This window comes from Streptomyces sp. DSM 116793, from assembly GCF_057320905.1.
On sequence record NZ_CM170494.1, the window covers coordinates 5058394 to 5076453 of the forward strand.

The 18060-nt window shown below is 71.2% G+C and carries 15 protein-coding genes and 1 pseudogene; 6 read left to right on the forward strand and 10 right to left on the reverse strand.

Annotated features, from left to right (window positions below; genetic code table 11):
• Positions 1 to 31: 31 nt before the first annotated feature.
• Positions 32 to 643, reverse strand: a complete 612-nt coding sequence (locus ACSMXW_RS19645) for a UTRA domain-containing protein (RefSeq protein ID WP_485798019.1) — start codon at positions 641 to 643, stop codon at positions 32 to 34.
• Between the two features lie 108 nt (positions 644 to 751).
• On the reverse strand, positions 752 to 2698 hold the full coding sequence (locus ACSMXW_RS19650) for an APC family permease (protein WP_485798020.1): 1947 nt from the start codon (positions 2696 to 2698) through the stop codon (positions 752 to 754).
• Between the two features lie 627 nt (positions 2699 to 3325).
• Between ACSMXW_RS19650 and ACSMXW_RS19655 the strand changes: the two genes are divergently transcribed.
• The 3 genes from ACSMXW_RS19655 to ACSMXW_RS19665 all read left to right on the forward strand — a co-directional run bounded on the left by ACSMXW_RS19655 (position 3326) and on the right by ACSMXW_RS19665 (position 7703).
• Positions 3326 to 4336 carry a glycoside hydrolase family 18 protein gene (locus tag ACSMXW_RS19655; protein ID WP_485798021.1) on the forward strand — a complete coding sequence of 337 codons (1011 nt, stop codon included), beginning with the start codon at positions 3326 to 3328 and terminating at the stop codon, positions 4334 to 4336.
• Between the two features lie 313 nt (positions 4337 to 4649).
• Positions 4650 to 6137, forward strand: coding sequence for an MFS transporter (locus ACSMXW_RS19660; protein ID WP_485798022.1), 1488 nt, complete (start codon positions 4650 to 4652; stop codon positions 6135 to 6137).
• Positions 6138 to 6674: 537 nt separating this feature from the next.
• Positions 6675 to 7703: a methyltransferase gene (locus ACSMXW_RS19665; RefSeq protein ID WP_485798023.1), complete on the forward strand. Its 1029-nt coding sequence runs from the start codon at positions 6675 to 6677 to the stop codon at positions 7701 to 7703.
• 413 nt (positions 7704 to 8116) lie between these two features.
• Here ACSMXW_RS19665 and prcB read toward each other — a convergent pair whose 3' ends face one another.
• Complete coding sequence (gene prcB, locus ACSMXW_RS19670) at positions 8117 to 9022, reverse strand: proteasome subunit beta (RefSeq protein ID WP_485798024.1); 906 nt, start codon at positions 9020 to 9022, stop codon at positions 8117 to 8119.
• A gap of 1192 nt (positions 9023 to 10214) precedes the next feature.
• Here prcB and ACSMXW_RS19675 point away from each other — a divergent pair.
• The 3 genes from ACSMXW_RS19675 (at position 10215) to ACSMXW_RS19685 (ending at position 11854) form a co-directional block, all read left to right on the forward strand.
• Positions 10215 to 10976, forward strand: a complete 762-nt coding sequence (locus tag ACSMXW_RS19675) for a bestrophin-like domain (RefSeq protein WP_485798025.1) — start codon at positions 10215 to 10217, stop codon at positions 10974 to 10976.
• Positions 10977 to 11105: 129 nt separating this feature from the next.
• On the forward strand, positions 11106 to 11525 hold the full coding sequence (locus tag ACSMXW_RS19680; protein ID WP_485798026.1) for a VOC family protein: 420 nt from the start codon (positions 11106 to 11108) through the stop codon (positions 11523 to 11525).
• A gap of 2 nt (positions 11526 to 11527) precedes the next feature.
• Positions 11528 to 11854, forward strand: a complete 327-nt coding sequence (locus ACSMXW_RS19685) for a putative quinol monooxygenase (protein WP_485798027.1) — start codon at positions 11528 to 11530, stop codon at positions 11852 to 11854.
• Between the two features lie 66 nt (positions 11855 to 11920).
• Here ACSMXW_RS19685 and ACSMXW_RS19690 read toward each other — a convergent pair whose 3' ends face one another.
• The 7 genes and pseudogenes from ACSMXW_RS19690 to ACSMXW_RS19720 form a co-directional block, all read right to left on the reverse strand.
• Complete coding sequence (locus ACSMXW_RS19690; protein WP_485798028.1) at positions 11921 to 12349, reverse strand: hypothetical protein; 429 nt, start codon at positions 12347 to 12349, stop codon at positions 11921 to 11923.
• Entirely contained in the window at positions 12334 to 12723 is a 390-nt protein-coding gene (locus ACSMXW_RS19695) for a hypothetical protein (protein WP_485808577.1), read from the reverse strand. Before ACSMXW_RS19695 ends, ACSMXW_RS19690 begins: the two co-directional genes overlap by 16 nt.
• Before the next feature lie 241 nt (positions 12724 to 12964).
• Positions 12965 to 13261: pseudogene (locus ACSMXW_RS19700) on the reverse strand (hypothetical protein); the annotation flags it as partial.
• A 217-nt stretch (positions 13262 to 13478) separates the two neighbouring features.
• The gene (metX, locus tag ACSMXW_RS19705) at positions 13479 to 14861 is read right to left on the reverse strand and encodes a homoserine O-acetyltransferase MetX (protein WP_485798029.1); all 1383 of its coding nucleotides are present in this window, start codon (positions 14859 to 14861) and stop codon (positions 13479 to 13481) included.
• 2 nt (positions 14862 to 14863) lie between these two features.
• The gene (locus ACSMXW_RS19710; protein WP_485798030.1) at positions 14864 to 15595 is read right to left on the reverse strand and encodes a gamma-glutamyl-gamma-aminobutyrate hydrolase family protein; all 732 of its coding nucleotides are present in this window, start codon (positions 15593 to 15595) and stop codon (positions 14864 to 14866) included.
• Positions 15592 to 16935, reverse strand: a complete 1344-nt coding sequence (locus tag ACSMXW_RS19715; RefSeq protein WP_485798031.1) for an O-acetylhomoserine aminocarboxypropyltransferase/cysteine synthase family protein — start codon at positions 16933 to 16935, stop codon at positions 15592 to 15594. The genes ACSMXW_RS19710 and ACSMXW_RS19715 overlap by 4 nt, the downstream gene beginning before the upstream one ends.
• Positions 16922 to 18043 carry a fatty acid desaturase family protein gene (locus ACSMXW_RS19720; RefSeq protein WP_485798032.1) on the reverse strand — a complete coding sequence of 374 codons (1122 nt, stop codon included), beginning with the start codon at positions 18041 to 18043 and terminating at the stop codon, positions 16922 to 16924. The genes ACSMXW_RS19715 and ACSMXW_RS19720 overlap by 14 nt, the downstream gene beginning before the upstream one ends.
• Between the last annotated feature and the right edge of the window lie 17 nt (positions 18044 to 18060).

Consider the following 18060-nt stretch of genomic DNA (forward strand, 5'->3'; position numbering starts at 1 on the left):
CGGGAGCCGGGAGCCGGGAGCCGGGGCCAGGTCACCACCGTCGCAGAGGGGTCGTGAAGGCCAGTTCCGTACGGTCCGCGGGCAGCGTGACGTCGGAGACCTCCACCACCCGTCCCGCCGTGTCGAACGACGTCTTCCGCAGCAGCAGCACCGGGGTGCCGGGCGGCAGGTCAAGCTCCCGGGCCTCCTCGGGGCTGGGGGCGCGGGCGGTGACGCGGTCCTCCACACGGTCCACCTCGATGCCAACCGTGGCGAGCTGGTGCGGGGTGCCGCCGGGCCAGGGCTCCCGCGCGGCGGTGAGCAGATCGGGGTTGGCGGCGACCATGTGCCGCACCAGCCGGGAGGTGACCAGCGAGAGCGGGGCGCGCTCGGCCGCCGGGCGGGTGCGGTAGGTGCGCTCCACCAGCACCGTCCCCTCCGGCACCCCGAACGCCCCGGCGAGCGCGCGGTCCGCGGGGACCTCCCGGTACGCGGCGTGGAAGACCAGGTCGGCGGGGGAGAGCCCGGTGTCGTGCTCCGTGACCCCGGTCGACGCCCGGCGCTCCTCGGGCCACCGGGCGCGGTCCTTCTCCCACTGGTAGCGCAGGTTCGGCCGCGTCCAGCGGATGCGCGGGGCGGGGGTCTCCTCGTGCGCCCGGGTCATCTGCCCTCACCGTCCCCGTCGTCCGGCACTCCCGGCGTCCGTGTCGATCAATGCCCGCTGACGTCCCACCGTCGGACGACGGGGACGTCTCATTGAACGACGGGGACGTCAGCCGACGTGCACCCGCGGCCGGCGCGCCCGGTCCGGTTCCGCCTCCCGGAGCACCTCGCGGGTGACCGGGGCGACCTCTCCCTGGCCGAAGAGGAAGAAACGGAGGAAGTTGGCGAACGGGCTGCCCTCGGTCCACTCGAAGTAGATGTGCGGCAGCACCCCCGTGGTGTCCCTCACGTGCAGCATCAGCGCCGCCAGCGCGTTGGGCACGGAGGCGCTCTGCAGCGTCAGCACCCGGAAGCGCTCGTGCAGGACCTCGCCGTGCACGCTCAGGTCGGCCTCGAACTCCGACGGGTCCGCGATCGAGACCTCCACGAAGATGAAGTCCTCCTGCGCGGGCAGGTCGTTGTCCTGCCGGATCTGCTCCAGCTTGTCGCGGTACTCGGCGACGTCGCGGCGGTCCGGCTCGTTGGCGATGAAGCGGCTCCGGCGGTGCGAGACGTCGCGCACGAAGCGCTGGGCGAGGTCGTCCAGTTCGACGTGGGTGACCCGCAGCTCGAACGAGCGGGCCAGCCGGGACAGCAGCGACACCAGGATGATCCCGGCGATGAAACAGCCGCCGATCTTCACGCCGTCGGGGCGCTCGATGACGTTGTCCACCGTGGTGTAGAGGAAGACGGCGGAGATGATCCCGAAGCCGATGGTCCAGCCGCGCTGCCCGGCCTTGCGGGCGGCGATGGTCACCGCGATGGCGGCGGAGCTGATCAGTACGAGCACCCCGGTGGCGTACGCGCCGCCCTGCTTGTCCACGCTGGCGTCGAAGATCCAGGTGACCAGGAACGCGATCAGCGTGAAGACCAGCACCATGGGCCGCACCGCCCGTGCCCAGTGCGGCGCCATGCCGTACCGGGGCAGGTACCGCGGCATCAGGTTGAGCAGCCCCGCCATCGCGGAGGCGCCCGCGAACCAGAGGATCGCGATGGTGGAGACGTCGTAGACGGTGCCGAAGCCGCCCCCGAGGTAGCGGTGCGCCAGGAAGGCGAGCGCACGGCCGTTGGCCTGGCCGCCCGGCTGGAAGGCGTCCTCCGGGATCAGCACGCTGGTGATGAAGCTGGTGCAGATCAGGAAACAGCTCATGATCACGGCGGCCGTGGTGAGCAGCTTCTTCGTGCCCCGGATCCGGCCCGCGGGCCGCGCCTCGGTGTCCCCGGGACGACCCTCGACGTGCGGCATCACGGCCACGCCCGTCTCGAACCCGGACAGGCCGAGCGCGAGTTTCGGGAAGACGATCAGCGACACGCCGATCATGGCCGCCGGGCTGCCGTGCTCGGCGGTGAGCGCCGCGGACCAGTCGGTGACCACGTGCGGCGCGGTGAACACCTGCCACAGGCCCGCGACCACGACGACCACGTTCAGCAGCAGGTAGGCGCCCACCAGGACGACCGCGACACCGATCGCCTCAAGGAAGCCCTTGAGGAACACCGCGCCCAGCAGCGCGATCAGCAGCAGGGTGATCAGCATCTGCTTGCCGTCCAGCGCCCCCGTCAGGTGCGGGTTCTCCACCAGGTGCGTGCCGGCGTCCGCGGCCGAGAGGGTGATGGTGATCAGGAAGTCCGTCGCGGCGAAGCCGAGCAGCGTCAGCACGAACAGCTTGCCCTGCCAGAACGACAGCAGCTTCTCCAGCATCGCGATCGAGCCCTGCCCGTGCGGGCTGTCCTCGGCGACCCGCCGGTACACCGGCAGCGCACCCGCGAGGGTGACGATCACCAGCGCGATCGTCGCGATCGGCGACAGCAGGCCGGCCGCCAGCGCGGCGATGCCCGGCTGGTAGCCGAGGGTGGAGAAGTAGTCGACACCGGTCAGGCACATCACCCGCCACCACGGCTGGCCCTTGTGCGGATGCTCCGGCGCGGCGTGCGGCCCCTGCGGGGTCCCGGCCATGTCGGACAGGCCCTCCAGCATCCATGCGCGCAGCCGGCTCAGAGGGGCGGCGTCGCTGGCCATCGATGTGCTCCTGAACGTGATCGCGGGTGGCGATGTGCATACGGTTTCGGCCATCACTCGGATGGCTTGGTCAGGGTATGCAATCGGTTACCCGCGATCGCGACGTGTCAGCCGCGACGGGGCGAAGTGAGAGAAACGTCTCGGGACGGGGGTGGGTGCGGGTGTGGGTGTGGGTGTGAGCGCGGGTGCGCGTGCGCGTGCAGGACTGCGCGTGGGCAGCGGCGCGCCGGGCGGTCGGCGGCGACGGTGGACGTTCGACGGTGATCGCTGGTCGAGTGGTCGGGGTGGTCGGGGTGGTCGGCTGATCGGGTGGTTTGGTGGCCGGCTGGTCGGGTGGTCCGGTGGCGGGGGGTAGTCGGGGTGTTCGCAGTGGGTTCGGGCAACCCGCCACGCCCGCGGGTCCGGAGGCGGCGTCCGGAGGCGGCGGAGACCTCCGCCGGCCGGCCGGTGGCGTACGTCGGGGCACCGTTGACACCACCGCCCCCCTCGGCCATAGTCCGGGCAACCGAAGCGCCCCCTGCCGACCCGGCGCACGGGCCGACCGGCACAGCACCACCCGGCCCGGGCCGGGTTCCCCTCCCGAGGCGTCACCGCGGACGTCACCCCCCACGGACGAGGAGAAGTGTCATGAACCAGACAGGCACAGCCCGCCGCACGGCTCCCGGGGCCACCGCCCCCGGGGCCACCGTGTCCGGAGCCACCGCCCCAGCGGCCACCGCCCCCGGCGCGGTACTCAGACGCGCGCTGGCGGTGTGCGTGGCCGCACTGCTGGCCACCGTCGCCGCCCTGGCGGCCGGCTCCCCGGCGACCGCCGCCACGAGCAAGCGCGTGGTCGTCTACTACCAGACGCAGTACAGCAACGGCACCTATGTCTCGCCCAAGGCGCTCACCGACCACAACACCGGCGTCACCGACCTGCTGGTCGGCGCCTTCCATATCAACGACAACGATGTCACCCTCAACGACCACACCCCCGACGACAGCTCCTTCACGCGGATGTGGCAGGACATCGCGGCGATGCAGGCGTCGGGCGTGCATGCCCTCGGCTTCGTCGGCGGCGCGGCCCAGGGCAGCTTCCAGCGGCTGGAGTCGGACTTCGACACGTACTACCCGCGGCTGAAGGACGTCGTGACGACGTACCACCTCGACGGGCTCGACCTGGACGTCGAGGAGAACATGTCCCTCGGCGCCATCGAGCACCTGATCGACCGGCTCCACGCCGACTTCGGCAGCGGCTTCATCGTGACGCTCGCCCCGGTCGCCACCGCCCTCAGCGGCGGCGGCAACCTCTCCGGCTTCGACTACGACCAGCTCTACCGCGACCGCGGCGCTTCCATCGGCTGGTTCAACACCCAGTTCTACTGCGGCTGGGGCTCCCTCTCCACCACCAGGGGCTACGACGCGATCGTCTCCCGCGGCATCATCCCCGCGAACAAGGTGGTGGCGGGTACCCTCACCAATCCCGCGAACTGCGGCAGCGGCTACGTCGACATGACCACCCTCAAGTCGACCCTCTCCGCCCTCGCCGGCACGTACGACTTCGGCGGCGTGGCCGGCTGGGAGTACTTCAACTCCCTGCCGGGCGGCACCGCCGCGCCGTGGCAGTGGGCGGCGGAGGTCTCGGCGGCGATGGGCTGAGCGCGGGCCGGGCCCGGCCGAACCGGGCCCGGCCGAACCGGGCCCGGCGGCCCGGCCGCGCCCCCGCCGCGGACGCCGGCGTTCGCCGTCGGCCATCTGCGGCGCGTTCGTCCGTTCGTCCGTTCGTCCGTTCAGCGGAACGCCCCGGATCCGGGCGAAGTAACCCATGGCGTGTCAATCCGCCTGCGAGGTCGGCTGCGGCTACGGTGAGCTGATGGCCCGTCAGGCCACGGCCTGTCCGCGATGAGGACGGCACTCGGTGGGTGCCGGGTGCGTGACCGGGCGCCGCCTGTTCCCGACCGCAAGGGCAGCCATGCAGTTCCGCGTCCCCGTGCCGAGCGTCCTGACCCGTGTGCCGCTGGCCACGAACTATCCCGCCGCGGTCATCGTGGTACTCCTCGCGCTGAGCCCGTACCTGGTGCTCACCACCGTCACCACCCTGGCCAGCCCGGTCCTGATGCGCGAGCTGGGCGCCAACCGGTTCGAGCTGCAACTGGCCGGGGCCATGTCCAACGCCGGCTATGCGTTCGGCGCGGTGGTCTCGGCCGATCTGACCCAGCGCCTGTCGCGGCGCACGGTGTACCTCCTGGCCGAGGGCGGATTCGTCGTCGGCACGATCGTGGTGCTGAGCGCGCAGAGCATCGAGCAGTTCGTCGCCGGGGTGATCCTCCAGGGCGGTGCGACCGGCATGCTGCTGGTCGCCGCGCTGCCGCCGCTGATCCTGCGGCACGGGATCGAACGGCTGCCGATCACGGGTGCCGTGGTCAGCCTGGGCTTCTTCGGCATGGTGACCATCGGGCCGCTGGTGGGCGGGCTGGTCGGCCAGTACGACGGATGGCGGTACCTGTACACCTCGATCGCGGTGGTCGCCGCGGTCGGCCTCTCCATCGGCCTGCTCACGTTCGAACCCAACGAGCCGCTCGCGCCCGGCGCGCGCTTCGACTGGTGGGCGATCCCGCAGGCGTTCGGCGCGTCCTTCCTGCCGTTCTTCGGCGTCGCCTGGCTGGCCCGCGGCACCTGGTCCGACCCCGAGTTCCTGGTGCCGCTGTTCGTCGGGGTGTTCTTCGGCGTGTCACTGGTGGGGTCGCAGTACCACACGCGGAACCCGCTGATGCCGGTGCGCATCATCACCAACACCCTGCCTGTCAGCGGCACCATCACCGCGATGGTGGTCGGTGCGTCCTTCACCACGCTGCTGGAGCTGAGCGAGACCTACCTGCTGGACATGTCGCACTTCTCGACGGTCAAGACCGGTGGCCTGCTCACCCCGATGATCTTCGGCGTGATCGCCGCCTCCGTGCTGTTCAAGAGGTGCGTGGCGACGAAGTGGACGCCGGTGCTCGCGCTCTCCGGGATCCTCGCCATCATGCTGGGCGGGGCCCTGTTGCTGGGCGTGAGCGGTTCGAACGCGGACGTCCTCATCCCCCTCTCCACGGTGTTCCTGGGCTACGGCGCGGGTGCCGGTGTCACGCCCGGCCTGTTCCTGGCCGGTTTCTCCGTCTCCGCCGCCCAGCTCGGGCCCACCTTCGCCCTGGTCGAACTGCTCCGCTCGGAGGCGGCGTTCCTGATCGGCCCGGTGCTGGTCCACCTGGCCCTGACGCAGTATCCGTCCTTCGCCGACGGCTTCCAGCTCTCCGTGGCGATCACCATGGGCATCACCACGCTGGGACTCGTCGTCGTGCTCTCCATCTGGGCGGCGGGCGGCGCCCGCCTGCACGCCCCCGACCTGGTCCGCTGGTCCTCGGGCCAGGGCACGGGCTTTCACTCCCCGGCGATCGCGGCACGCTTCCGCAACGTGTGAGGCCAGCGCGCCACGTTGTCAGGGGCACCCCGCCAGGGGCGCGGGAGCTGCGCGACCGGCCCCGGCGAGACAGCCCCGGTGGGCGAGCTCAGACACCAGCCGCAAGTAGGGTCTCGGGTCTGGAGGAGTCAGCTGTGCGTTCTGGTCCTCGCGCTACGGGACGCGGTCCGCCGCCGCGAGATCCACGTCGAGGCGCCGCGCGCTGGCGCGATCCGGAGGACGACCTGCCGGGCGACTTCGAGGCCACCCGCGCTCGTGCATGTCAACCCCCTGTTGGTGCAGCAGTCCTGGCCGAACCGGTGTGGGCGAAGAAATCGAGCGACGAGGACCGGCGCGGCCTGACCGCGCTGTTCTGGTCGAACGTCAACCCGTACGGCACCTTCCGCTCGCCTCACCGACCCGAGGACGAACAAGACCGTCTGGCGGGCGTCCGAGGGGCGACGAGCGGCGTGGTGTGAATTGCATCACAGATGCTCAAGAGCTGAACGATTGGGCGTTCACACACGTCCTTGCTGCGAGAAGAAACAGGAGAGTGATGTGTCAACTACCCCCACACCGGCCGGGCCGCAGGACTACGACCGCATGATGGGCATGGTGACGGGCTTCTGGGTCACCCAGACGGTTCGTGCCGCGGCCGTCTACAACCTCGCGGATCACCTCGCCAAGGGAACCGACACACCTGAAGCGGTCGCTGAGGCGGAAGGTATCAATCTCGGCGCGACCCGGCGTCTCATGCGGACCTGTGCCTCGCTGGGCCTGATGACGAGCAAGGACGGCGGTGCACACTACAGCGCTACATCTCTGCTGAGCACCCTGGCCAAGGACGACCCGAACTCGTTGCGCGGGTTCGCCATTTCCCAGGCCGCGCCGGGTCACTGGCTGCCCTGGGGGCTCTTTCCGGAAGCGGTGCGCAGTGGCGAGCATCAGATCAGGGCGGCCCACGGGGAAGAGACGATCTTCGACTACTTCGGCCAGCACCTTGACGAGGCCGGATTCTTCACGGAGTCGATGGGTAATCTGTCGCGCGCTGCGGCTCAGGACGTCGCGGCGGTGCTCGACACGAAGGGCGTCGGGCTCGCCTTCGACATCGGTGGCGCGGGCGGTGAAGTCATTCGAGCCCTGATGAAGGCGAATCCGGAGCTGCGGGGAGGCGTCTTCGACCTGCCTCACATCGTCCCCGACGCCGAGGCCGCCGCGAAGGAGGACGGACTCGGTGAGCGGTTCACCACGGTCGGTGGTGACTTCTTCGAGGCAGTCCCCCCGGCTGACATGTACGTCCTGAAGTACATCATGCATGACTGGGACGACGACGACTGCGTGAGCATTCTGAAGAACTGCAGGGCCTCGCTCCAGGGGGGAGGCAGGGTGGTTGTCGTTGACCTCCTCATCCCTGAGATCGGCATTCCAGGCCTCGCTCCATTGATGGACATGAACATGCTCGACATGACGGGTGGAAGGGAACGCGACACCGCCGAATTCGATGCCCTTTTCGCCGCTGCCGGGCTGCGACGCACCAAGGTCACTCCGGCGGGCGCCTATGCCGTGATCGAAACGGTTCCTGTCTGATCTCCCATGCTTGGCGCGGCACACGCTGCGGGTGAGTGTTGACCGAAGCCCGTGAGGGAGGACCCCCTTGAGCTTCGGTCACCGCGGGTGATCTCCGCAGCGGCAGGGTCGAAGGCGGCCCGTCGGGCTCTGGGCGTTTCATACGAAGGCCACGAGTCCGCCCGCGAGGGCCGAGGCCCGCGGTTCGTCACCGTCCGAATGGGACTGTCTGTGTCGCGTTGGGGCGGCCGGTCCTGGCGGGGGTTTGTGTGTGCGGCGCGTGTTTGAGGGGCGCGGGGAACTGCGCGACCGGCCCCGGCGAGGCCGGCAGGTCGCCACCGTCCCAAAGGGGCTGTCTCTGTCGCACCCGGGTCGCCGCCCCCGCGAGGTCCGCCCCCGCGAGGACCGCACCACCCACCGCCAGGCGGACCCGCTCAGAGCCCAGCCGTAGGCCCGTCCGGCTGCACCCCGCGCTGCCCGACCACCTCGCGGGCGAGCCCCTCCGTCTCCGCCTCGGAAAGCCGCTCGTACCCCTCCTCCGTGATGACGGAGACAATGGGGTAGATACGGCGGGAGACATCGGGGCCCCCGGTGGCCGAGTCATCGTCCGCCGCGTCGTACAGCGCCTGCAACGCCGCCAGCGCGGCATCCCGCCGGGACAGGTCTCGCCGGAACATCTTCTTCAGCGCACCCCGCGCGTACGGCGACCCCGACCCCTCCGCGTGGAAGTCGGTCTTCTCGTACGGCCCGCCCGTGACGTCGAAGCTGAATATCCGGCCATGCCGCCCGTCCGGAGCCGCATGGTCGTACCCCGCCAGCAGCGGGATCATCGCCAGCCCCTGCATCGCCTGCCCGAGGTTCTGCCGGACCATCGCCGCCAGCCGGACGGCCTTCGCGTTGAGGGTCATGGGAGCGCCCTCGATCTTCTCGAAGTGCGTCAGCTCCACCTGGTACAGCTTCACCATGTCCACGGCGAGCCCGACGGTGCCGGCGAAGGCGACCGCGGTCCAGTCGTCCGCGGGGTACACCTTCTCCAGGTCCTTCTGCGCGATGACGTTGCCCATCGTGGCCCGCCGGTCGCCGGCCATCAGCACACCGTCGCGGAAGGTGAGGGCCAGCACGGTGGTGCCGTGCGGCAGCCGGCCGGCCGCGGCGGAGGCGCCGGGGGCGCCGGGGGCGCCGGGGGCACCCACCGGACCACCCCCCGGAGCACCCTCGGGAACCAGCCGGTGCGCACGCAGCAACCCGGGACGGTGCGCGGAGAGGAACTCCGTGAACGACGAACTCCCGGAGGCGAAGAACTCCTCGCCCAGACGGCCGGCGGTCTCACGCGGTGCCATGAACCCCTCCCTCAGCCTCGTGCGCACACGTGGCTTCCCCACTCCCACCACTCCCGACTCCCCGATTCCTACCAGATCCAGCGGCCGGGAAACGCTCCCGCCCCGGCTCCGTTCCGCTCCGGCTCCGGCCCAGCGGCCGGGCCCCGTGGCTTGAACGGCTGTACGGGGACGGACGTCATGTCTGGGACGGCTCGGACGTGGGCAGCATGGAGTGGCCGCGTGTGGCAGCGCATTATCCCTGTTCGATCCGGTCATGTTCGCAAAACACGCAAAAAAGTCATCACCTGACAATTGCTGTGAGACGATCCGCGGCGTGAGGGGACGGGCCTTTCTCCCGCGCACCGCCGTGCGCGGAACATGGTTCAGCAGGCGCCACGTGCGCGAGGGCGGGGGCCGCATGGACATCGGGAGCCGAAGGAATTCCAGGCGCACCGCCGCCCTCCTGGGAACCCTCCCGGCCACCCTCCTCCTCTGCCTGACCCTCACCGGGGCGTCCGGCGCACCCTCCGCGCGGGACCGCGGGACCACCCACCCCGGAGCCGGAGTCCACGTCGATCTGTGCGTCCACATCGGCCTCGGCGGGATCGTCGGCACAGTCGGCCTGGACGCGGCGACGTCCCTGCACCTGGGCGAGAAGGACACGAGGGGTCCGGCCGGCCACTGCTGCTGCCGCCATCACTGCTGCTGTCGCCACCACCACTGCCCGCCGCCTCCGCCACCCCCACCACCCCCGCCCCCGCCCCCACCTCCGCAGGACTCCTCACCGACCCCGACGCCACCCCCACCTCCGCCGCCCACGCACACCCCCACACCCCCGCCGCCACCGAAGACCGAACCACCGGCGCACCCCGGCCCCCCGCAGACGACCGCCCCGCTGAAGCCGCCGCCCACCAGCCCGGCGGACTCCACCGTGCCGTCCCGGCCACCGGCGCCGCCGACCTCGTCCGCAGCGGCCGCCGAGCCCCCGCGCTCACCCGAGCCGCCGGGCCGGTATCCGGTGCCACAGCAGGGCACCGCACCCGCCCCGCCCCGGCACGGCCCGGCGCGGATGACCCTCACGATGCTGGTCGTCACCGTGCCCGCCGTCCTCGCGGCGGCCGCCCTGCGCCCACGCTCCCGTTCGTCCCGCCGCGGGCGCTCGTGACCCGGCCGGACCCGATGTCAGAGCAAGAACGAGCCATGGGGGTTGTCCATGTCGGAATGGGTGGTACTCGTCATCGCGATGGCGTTGGCGTGCGCCGTGGTCGTCGCCGTCGTCGTCCTGCGGCAGCGCCGCGTCGGGGAGGACGACGACCCGTCCGAGACCCCGGACGTCATCGAGTACATGACGATGATGATCGGCGTGATCTACGCGATCGTCCTCGGCCTCGCCATCGCCGGCGTCTGGGAGGCCAGGAGCGCCGCGCAGGACAACTCGTTCAACGAGGCCCAGGCGCTCCATGAGCTGAGCGCACGCGCACAGGTCTACCCGGCGGAGTACCGGGACCGCGTCAGGTCGGACGTCGACGCGTACGTGTCCTACGTCGTCCACACCGAGTGGCGGTATATGGAGCAGCACCAGTCGCTGTCGTCACACGGGACCGAGCTGCTGGGTAAGGTGCGCCACGACGTGCTGACCCGTGAGCCGCGGAGCGAGGCGGAGAGCCAGTCGTACCAGTCCATGGCCGACCTGGTCGCCACGGCCGACGCGGCCCGCAACACCCGCGGCGAGAACGCCGGTCCGACGATGCCCGGCATCGTCTGGTTCGGCCTGATCACCGGCGCCGTGGTCACCGTGGGGCTGATCTTCACGCTCCAGATCCGGCGTTCCGCCCGCGAACTCCTCCTGGCCGGCACCTTCAGCGCCCTGATCGTCTTCCTCCTCTTCCTCATCTGGGTCCTCGACACCCCCTTCGGCCGCGGCCTCGCCGCCACGTCGGAGCCGTTCGTGGACCTGTTCCCCTCGGTGGGGTAGGGGCTTGTGCCGGTGCCGGTGCCGGTGCCGGGACCGGGAACCGGGGGGAGCGGGACGGCGCTCCCACACCCTCTCGCGAGGTGGAGATCAGGACACAACCTGTCCTGATCCCGCTCTAACGTCACCCCCATGAGCACTTCAGCACCCACAGAGACATCCACGTCCGCTTCGACACCCGCACCCGCACCCGCGATCCGCTACGCGGCCGTCACGTTCGACTGCGCGGACCCCGCCGAGCTGGCCCGTTTCTACGGCGAGGCCCTCGGCCTGCCCGTCGCCTACTCCGGTGACGACTTCGTGTTCCTCAGCCGGGAGGGGACGCCCGGCCTGGGCTTCAACCGGCTGGCCGACTACCGGCGTCCCACCTGGCCCGACCCGGCGCAGGAAAAACAGGCCCACCTCGAACTGGGCGTGGACGACCTGGACGCCGCGGAGCGCCGGCTGCTCGCCCTGGGAGCCACCCGCCCCGAGCAGCAGCCGTCCCCCGACCGCTGGCGGGTCCTGCTGGACCCCGCCGGTCACCCGTTCTGCATCACCACACTGGTGTGAACATGATCGGCCGACTGATGACCATGACCGCGCACCCGGGCAGGGGCGGCGAGCTCGCCGGCATCCTGTTGCGGGTCGCAGCGGGACTCCGCGGCTTCCCCGGCTGTGAGATCTACCTGATCAGCCGGAACGCCTCCGACCCGGACACGGTGCACGTCACCGAGGTCTGGCAGGACGAGGCCAGTGCGCAGGCGGCCCTCACCACGGAGCCGGCCACCGGCGCTCCCCGGCCCGCGGACGTCCTCGCCCTGCTGGCGTCCCCACCACAGCGCACCGACCTCACCGTCCTCGGCGGGGTCGGCCCCCAGCCGGCCGGCCCACGGCCCTGACAGACGGACAGAGGGACGGACGAACGGACGCACGGACGTGAGGACGTGAGGACGTGAGGACGTGAGCTAGCGGGCCGCTCCCCGGCCGGGGGAGCGCCGGCGCCCCACGGCCAGCACGACGGCCGCGCTCAGGCAGCCGACGGCCAGCAGCGGCAGCAGCACCAGTGCCGGGTTCACCCACGCCGGGACCATGTCGTAGCCGGCGTTGCACCTGTCGTGCAGCGGAAACCACCGCCAGAGATCCCGCGCGTGGGCGGACCGATAGGCCGCGTCGTAGAGCTCACCGGCTGCGGCACAGGCCTCCGCCGGGTCCAGGGAGGGCCCGGCGACGGCGCCGATGAACCATGTGACGACGGTGGCGACCCCGCAGAACACGGCCGTCTCCACAAACCATCCGGGAGACCGCCACCGCCCGGTGAACAGGGGCCTGGCCCACAGCCAGAGCACGGGCAGAACGAGGACGGCGAGAAAGACCAGGCTCACGATGGTGTCCATGTGTTGGCGACCGTCTCCTGCGGTCCCGCGGCCGGGCACCGCCTTGGGGTGGTCGGGCAGCCTACAGGACCACAGTGGTGTGAGCGGTCACACCTTCCGGACGACGATCGTCTCCGGGACGAGCCCTCCCGGTCGTCCACGTCCGAGGTGAGGACGGTGACGGTGCCCTTCTGCCGTCGCGCGACGACGGCGAGCACGGCGCCGATGGCGTACTCGTGGCCGTGCAGCCCGGCTGCGGCCAGGAGCCGACGGGCCTGCCGGGCCTCTTCTTTCCCTACATCGGCGACGCTGACCCGGGAGAGTATCCAGTCCCACCGCCGCTCGGTGGTCGGTCCGTCGTGCGCCTCGACGAGGGGCAACGGTGACGTGACCATCCGCACCTCCCCCCTGTGCCGCCACACCGAGCCGGGCGATCATCATCCGGTCGCCACGCACGGCCAGTGACAGGGCTTCGCAGTCGAGGACGAAGACCGGGAGCGGCCTTTCCCGAGGACCCGGTCGCTTCTGCACGCCTCTCTTGTTCCGGCGACCCGTTGGGACCACCGGTCGCTCCGTACCGTCCGTACCGTCCGTACCGTCCGTACCGTCCGTACCGTCCGTACCGTCCGTACCGTCCGGGCCGCCGCCGGGCACGTCGTAGAAGTACGTCCGGGTCCGGATCTGCCCGGCGGGCGTCCGCTCGCGGCGGCGCTCCAGGTAGCCGGCCGCTTCGAGGTCCCTGAGCGCCCGCGAGATCAGGATCTCGCCCTCGGTGAAGTGCGCGCACAGGGCGGCGATGCTCACGGGCGAGCCGTCGGGAAGGGACAGGATGTACGCCGCGACGCCGACCGTGACCGCGCTGCCGCGGCGCTGCGCGAGGGCGTTGGCGATCACGGTGAAGTCGGCGGTGAGCCGGGTGCGTACGTGGATCACGCCGGAGGTGTGTGAACGCACTCCAGGTGCCGGTCCCGGAGGTCAGGACGGACCGTGCGGGACCTTGCTGTCACGGACGGGCGATGACTCCCCCTGCTCTCCCATGGACGCCTGCTCTCCCATGGACGTCACCCTGCGGTACGCACGACGCGGGAGACAACGGCAGATGCAGGGGGCAGCCCCCGGCAGTGCGCGAACGGCCGACGGCGGGCGCCTCCTATGTCTCCGGGACCACCTCCCGCTCCGTGACGACGTCCTGCCCCCTGACCACGTCCCGCCCCGTGGTCCCGACCTGCTCCGTGGCCACGTCCCGCTCCGTGGAATCGCCCTCCAGCACACGTCTGACCTCCTCCACGTACCGCTGCCCGTTCAGCAGGAACGCGTCGTGTCCCGCGGGGGACTCGGTGTCGTGGAAGTGGCCGGCGGGCAGGTTCCGTTCCGCCAGGGCTCGGCGTAGTGCTTCGGCGTGGCTGACGCCGAAGAGCCGGTCCGAGGCGAAGCTGAACAGGTGGACACGCGGCGGCGCCGGAGCCGGTGCCGTGGCGGTGGCGAAGGCGTCGAAGTCGTCCATGGCCGCCGTGAGACACAGATAGCTGTTGGCGTCGAACCGGGCGGTGAACTTGTCCGCCTGGTGCTCCAGGTAGCGCTCCACGGCGTAGGGCCCCTTGGAGATGCCCGTGGGGACGTCGGTACGGGACGGCGCACAGGACCGTCCGAACTTGGCGTCCAGCGAGGCCGGGGACATGTAGGTGAGGTGTGCGATCATCCGGGCGACGCCCAGTCCGTGGACGGGGCCGTGCCCGTCGCCGTACTCACCGTGGCGGAAATCCGGGTCGGCGTGGATCGCGGCGCGTCCGGCCGCGTGGGCGGCCAGGTTGTCCGCGTTCATCTTGGCCGTGGTCGCGATGAGCAGGTACCGCTGCGCGTCGCCAGGGTGGCGCAGCAGCCACTCCAGGGCCTGCATTCCCCCCATGGAACCGCCGACCACCGCGTACAGCCGGCCGATGCCGAGGTGGGCGAGGAGAGCCCGGTGCACGGTCACCATGTCGGCCACCGTGATGCGGGGGAACCGCACGGCGAAGGGCGCCCCGCCGGGACCGGGACTGAGCGGTCCGGTGCTGCCCGCGCAGCCGCCGAGGACGTTGGCGCACACCACGTGGAGTCGGCGCGTGTCGATGGGGCGCCCAGGGCCCACCATGGGCTCCCACCAGCCGGGCAGGTCCTCGGGGGAGTGGCGTGCCACATGGGAGTCACCGGTCAGGGCATGGCAGACGAAGACGGTGTTGGTGCCGTCCGCGTTGCGCCGGCCGAACTCCTCGTAGGCGACGTCCACGCCATCCAGGCACGCCCCGTGGGCCAGGCGCAACGGGGAGCCGTCGCCGAACAGGCGGACCGTGCGCTGGAACACGCTGGCGGGAGCGCTGGCAGGAGCGCCGTGCGGAGTGGCCGTGGCGCCGTGCGGAGTGGCCGTGGGCGCGTCGTGCGGCGCGGCCGTGGGGGCGTCGTGCGGCGCGGCCGTGGGGGCGTCGTGCGGCGCGGCCGTGGGGGCGTCGTGCGGCGCGGCCGTGGGGGCGCTCGGGAACGTGGTGGGTACGTTCATGATCACCGCCTCCCCACGTGCTCGGCAGCCGCGGTCCCGAAGGCCGTGAAGAGGTGCTTGGACACAGGGTCGCTTGCCGCGAGCCACTCGGGATGCCACTGCACGGCGAGGCACAGCGCCCGGGCCGCCGGGAGCGACACCGCCTCGACGACGCCGTCCGCGGCGAGCGCCTCCATCCGCAGTCCCGTCCCGAGGCGGTCGACGGCCTGACCGTGCAGTGAGTTGACCCGTACCGAAGTGCTCCCGAGCACGTCGTGCAGGACGCCGCCGGGCGTCAACCGGACGTCGTGCGCGGGGAGGTACTGCTCGTCCCTGGGCAGGGAGAGGTCCTCGCGGTGAGCGTCGTCAGGCAGGTCACGCAGGGTGCCGCCAAGCGCCACGTTGAGTTCCTGCAGACCACGGCAGATGCCCAGGACGGGCAGGCCGGCCTCGATCGCCGCGGGCAGGGCGGTCATGGCTAAGGCGTCACGGACGGGGTCGCGAGGGCCGGCGGAGCCGGGCGCGCCGTAGCGCGCGGGTTCGACATTGCTCTCGTGGCCGCCGAGCACGAGCCCGTCGAAACGCCTCAGCGCGTCGGCGGGCGCGTCCGGCCCGGGCAGCAGCACGACGGTGCAGCCCGAGAAGGATTCGAGAGCATCGATGTAGGCCCGCCGGACCGCGGCGTGCGGGACCTCGTCCAAGGTCTCGGTCGCGCACGCCAGAGCCACGACGGGGCGCGTGGTGAGGTCTGTCATGCCCGGGCCAGTGCTCCTTCCAGGTCGGCGAGCAGGTCGTCGATGTGTTCCACGCCCACGGCCAGACGGATGGAGCCCTGGGTGACGCCCGCGGCCAGTTGCTCGGCCTCGGGCAGTTGGGCGTGGGTGGTGGACGCGGGGTGGGTGGCCAGCGAGCGGACGTCGCCGATGTTGGTGGCGTGCGAGATGAGCCGCAGCGCTTCGATGAACCTGCTGCCCGCCTCGCGCCCGCCGGTGAGTTCGAACTGCACCAGCGGCCCGGCGTTGTCGCCGAGGTAGCGCGCGGCCAGTTCGGCCTCGTCGCCCGTGGCCAGAAGCGGATGGCGCACCAGGGCGACCTTGGGATGCGCGGCCAGGTACTCGGCCACACGGCGGGCGTTGTCACCGTGCGCCCGCATGCGCAGGGGAAGCGTCTCCAGCCCTTGCAGGAGCAGCCAGGCGTTGAAGGGGCTCAGGCACGGACCGAGGTCCCTCAGGAGCGTCTCGCGCGCCTTGAGCAGATAGGCGCTGTGCCCGAGCGGGCTGTCCAGGACTCCGACGGTGTCGGTCCACACGATGCCGCCGTGCGCCGGGTCGGGCTCGGTCAGCAGGGGGTGCCGGCCGGCGTGGGCCGTCCAGTCGAAGCCGCCGCCGTCGAGGATCAGCCCGCCGAGGGTCGATCCGTGCCCGCCGATGTACTTGGTCGCGGAGTAGACGACGATGTGCGCTCCGTGTCGCAGAGGACGGCACACCGAGGGCAACATCGTGTTGTCGAGGACGAGAGGGACGCCGTGCTCCTCGGCGATGTGGGCCACCTGCTCGATGGGGAAGATCCGCAGCCGGGGGTTGGGCAGGGTCTCGCCGAAGTAGCAGCGGGTGCGGTCGTCCGTCGCCGCGGCGAAGTTCTTGGGGTCGGACGGGCTGACGAAGCGGGTCTCGATGCCGAACCGGGCGAAGGTGTTCCCGAGCAGGTTCCAGGTGCCGCCGTACAGTTCGTCCGAGGCGACGATGTTGTCACCCGCCTGGCACAGGTTGAGCAGGGCCAGACTGACCGCCGCCTGTCCGGAGGCGACGGCGAGCGCGGCCGCGGCTCCGTCGACGGCCGCCATGCGCTCTTCGAGGACGTCGCAGGTCGGATTGTTGAGCCGGGAGTAGGCGTGGCCGTCCTGTTGCAGGTCGAAGATGCCCGCCGCCGCGGCGGTGCTGGGCAGTTCGTAGGCCGCGGTCTGGAAGATGGGGGTGACCACCGGCGGGGTGAGACCCATGCGCCACTCGGAGCCGCCGTGGACCGCGGCGGTGTCCGCGCGCGTGTACCGCTTGCGCGGCAGTGGTGCGGTGCCGGCGGGTTCATGCTGCGTCATGGGCGCTCCCCTGGTTCTGGGTGGGTACGGAGGCGGGGCCGGCCGGTGCCGGGGCGGAGGTCATCGAGGTGACGATGGCGGCCATCGCGCTGGGCTGGCCCTGGGGGCCCTTGTGGAACAGGCCGCCGAACCGGGCGTCCACCTCCGCGTACCGGGGATCTCGCATGCGTATCTCCCGTGCCTGGCGCAGCCGGTAGAACGGCGTGCGCGGGTCGAGGTGGTGCTCCAGGTGGTAGTGGTCGTTGTGGATACCGGTGAGGAGGCGCTCCCACAGCCGGCTCTTGCGGTTGCGGGTCATGTACAGGTCGACGTTGGCGTCCCGGACGAGCGGGGTGTGTTCCGACAGCTCTATGTACCAGCCGAGGATCTGGAACCCGGTCAGGTAGGGGACGACCCAGAACAGGAGCAGGCCGGTGAGCCAGCCGCCGGTCCAGGCGGCGGCGACCACCGCGGCCCAGAACAGCCAGAACCCCGCGCGGTCGAAGGCCCGTTTACGCCGCTGCACCGGGCTCGACGTGGACGGGCCCTGCTGGGCGCCGCGCAGGATGCGGTACCGATTGCGCACCAGGTAGCGCAGGTAGGCCCAGGTCTGGGAGCCGAGCAGCGGCATCAGCACCACTCGCCGCACGTAGCCGCGGCGCGCCCCGGCGCGGTAGGCGCCCTGCTCGATGAAGAACCGCAGGTCCGGATCGAGATCGGGGCTGCCCAGGCGGGGATGGTGGGTGAAGACGTGGCTGATCTTGTACGCGTAGTGCTGCTGGAAGATGGGGTAGGCGGTCAGGACGGTGCCCACCGCCATCTGCAGCCTTCTGTTGGCGATGCCCACGCCGTGGGCGCAGTCGTGCAGCAGCGTGGACAGGCCGCGCTGACGTGCCCCGATCACGATCGCCGCGACCGGGTACAGCCAGTACGAGCCCCGGACGCAGGCGAGGACACAGCCGGTGATCCAGACGGCGTCCTCCAGCCAGGCGAGCAGGACGTGCCAGTTGTCGGCCCTGTTCAGGGCCCGCAGGTCGCGTTCTACATCGGCGGGGAAGCGGTACATCGTGTAGCGCTTGCCTGTGTAGGCCCAGGTGATGTCGTTGGTGCCGGTGGTTGCTGTGGTCACGGAACCCCCCTTGTGGG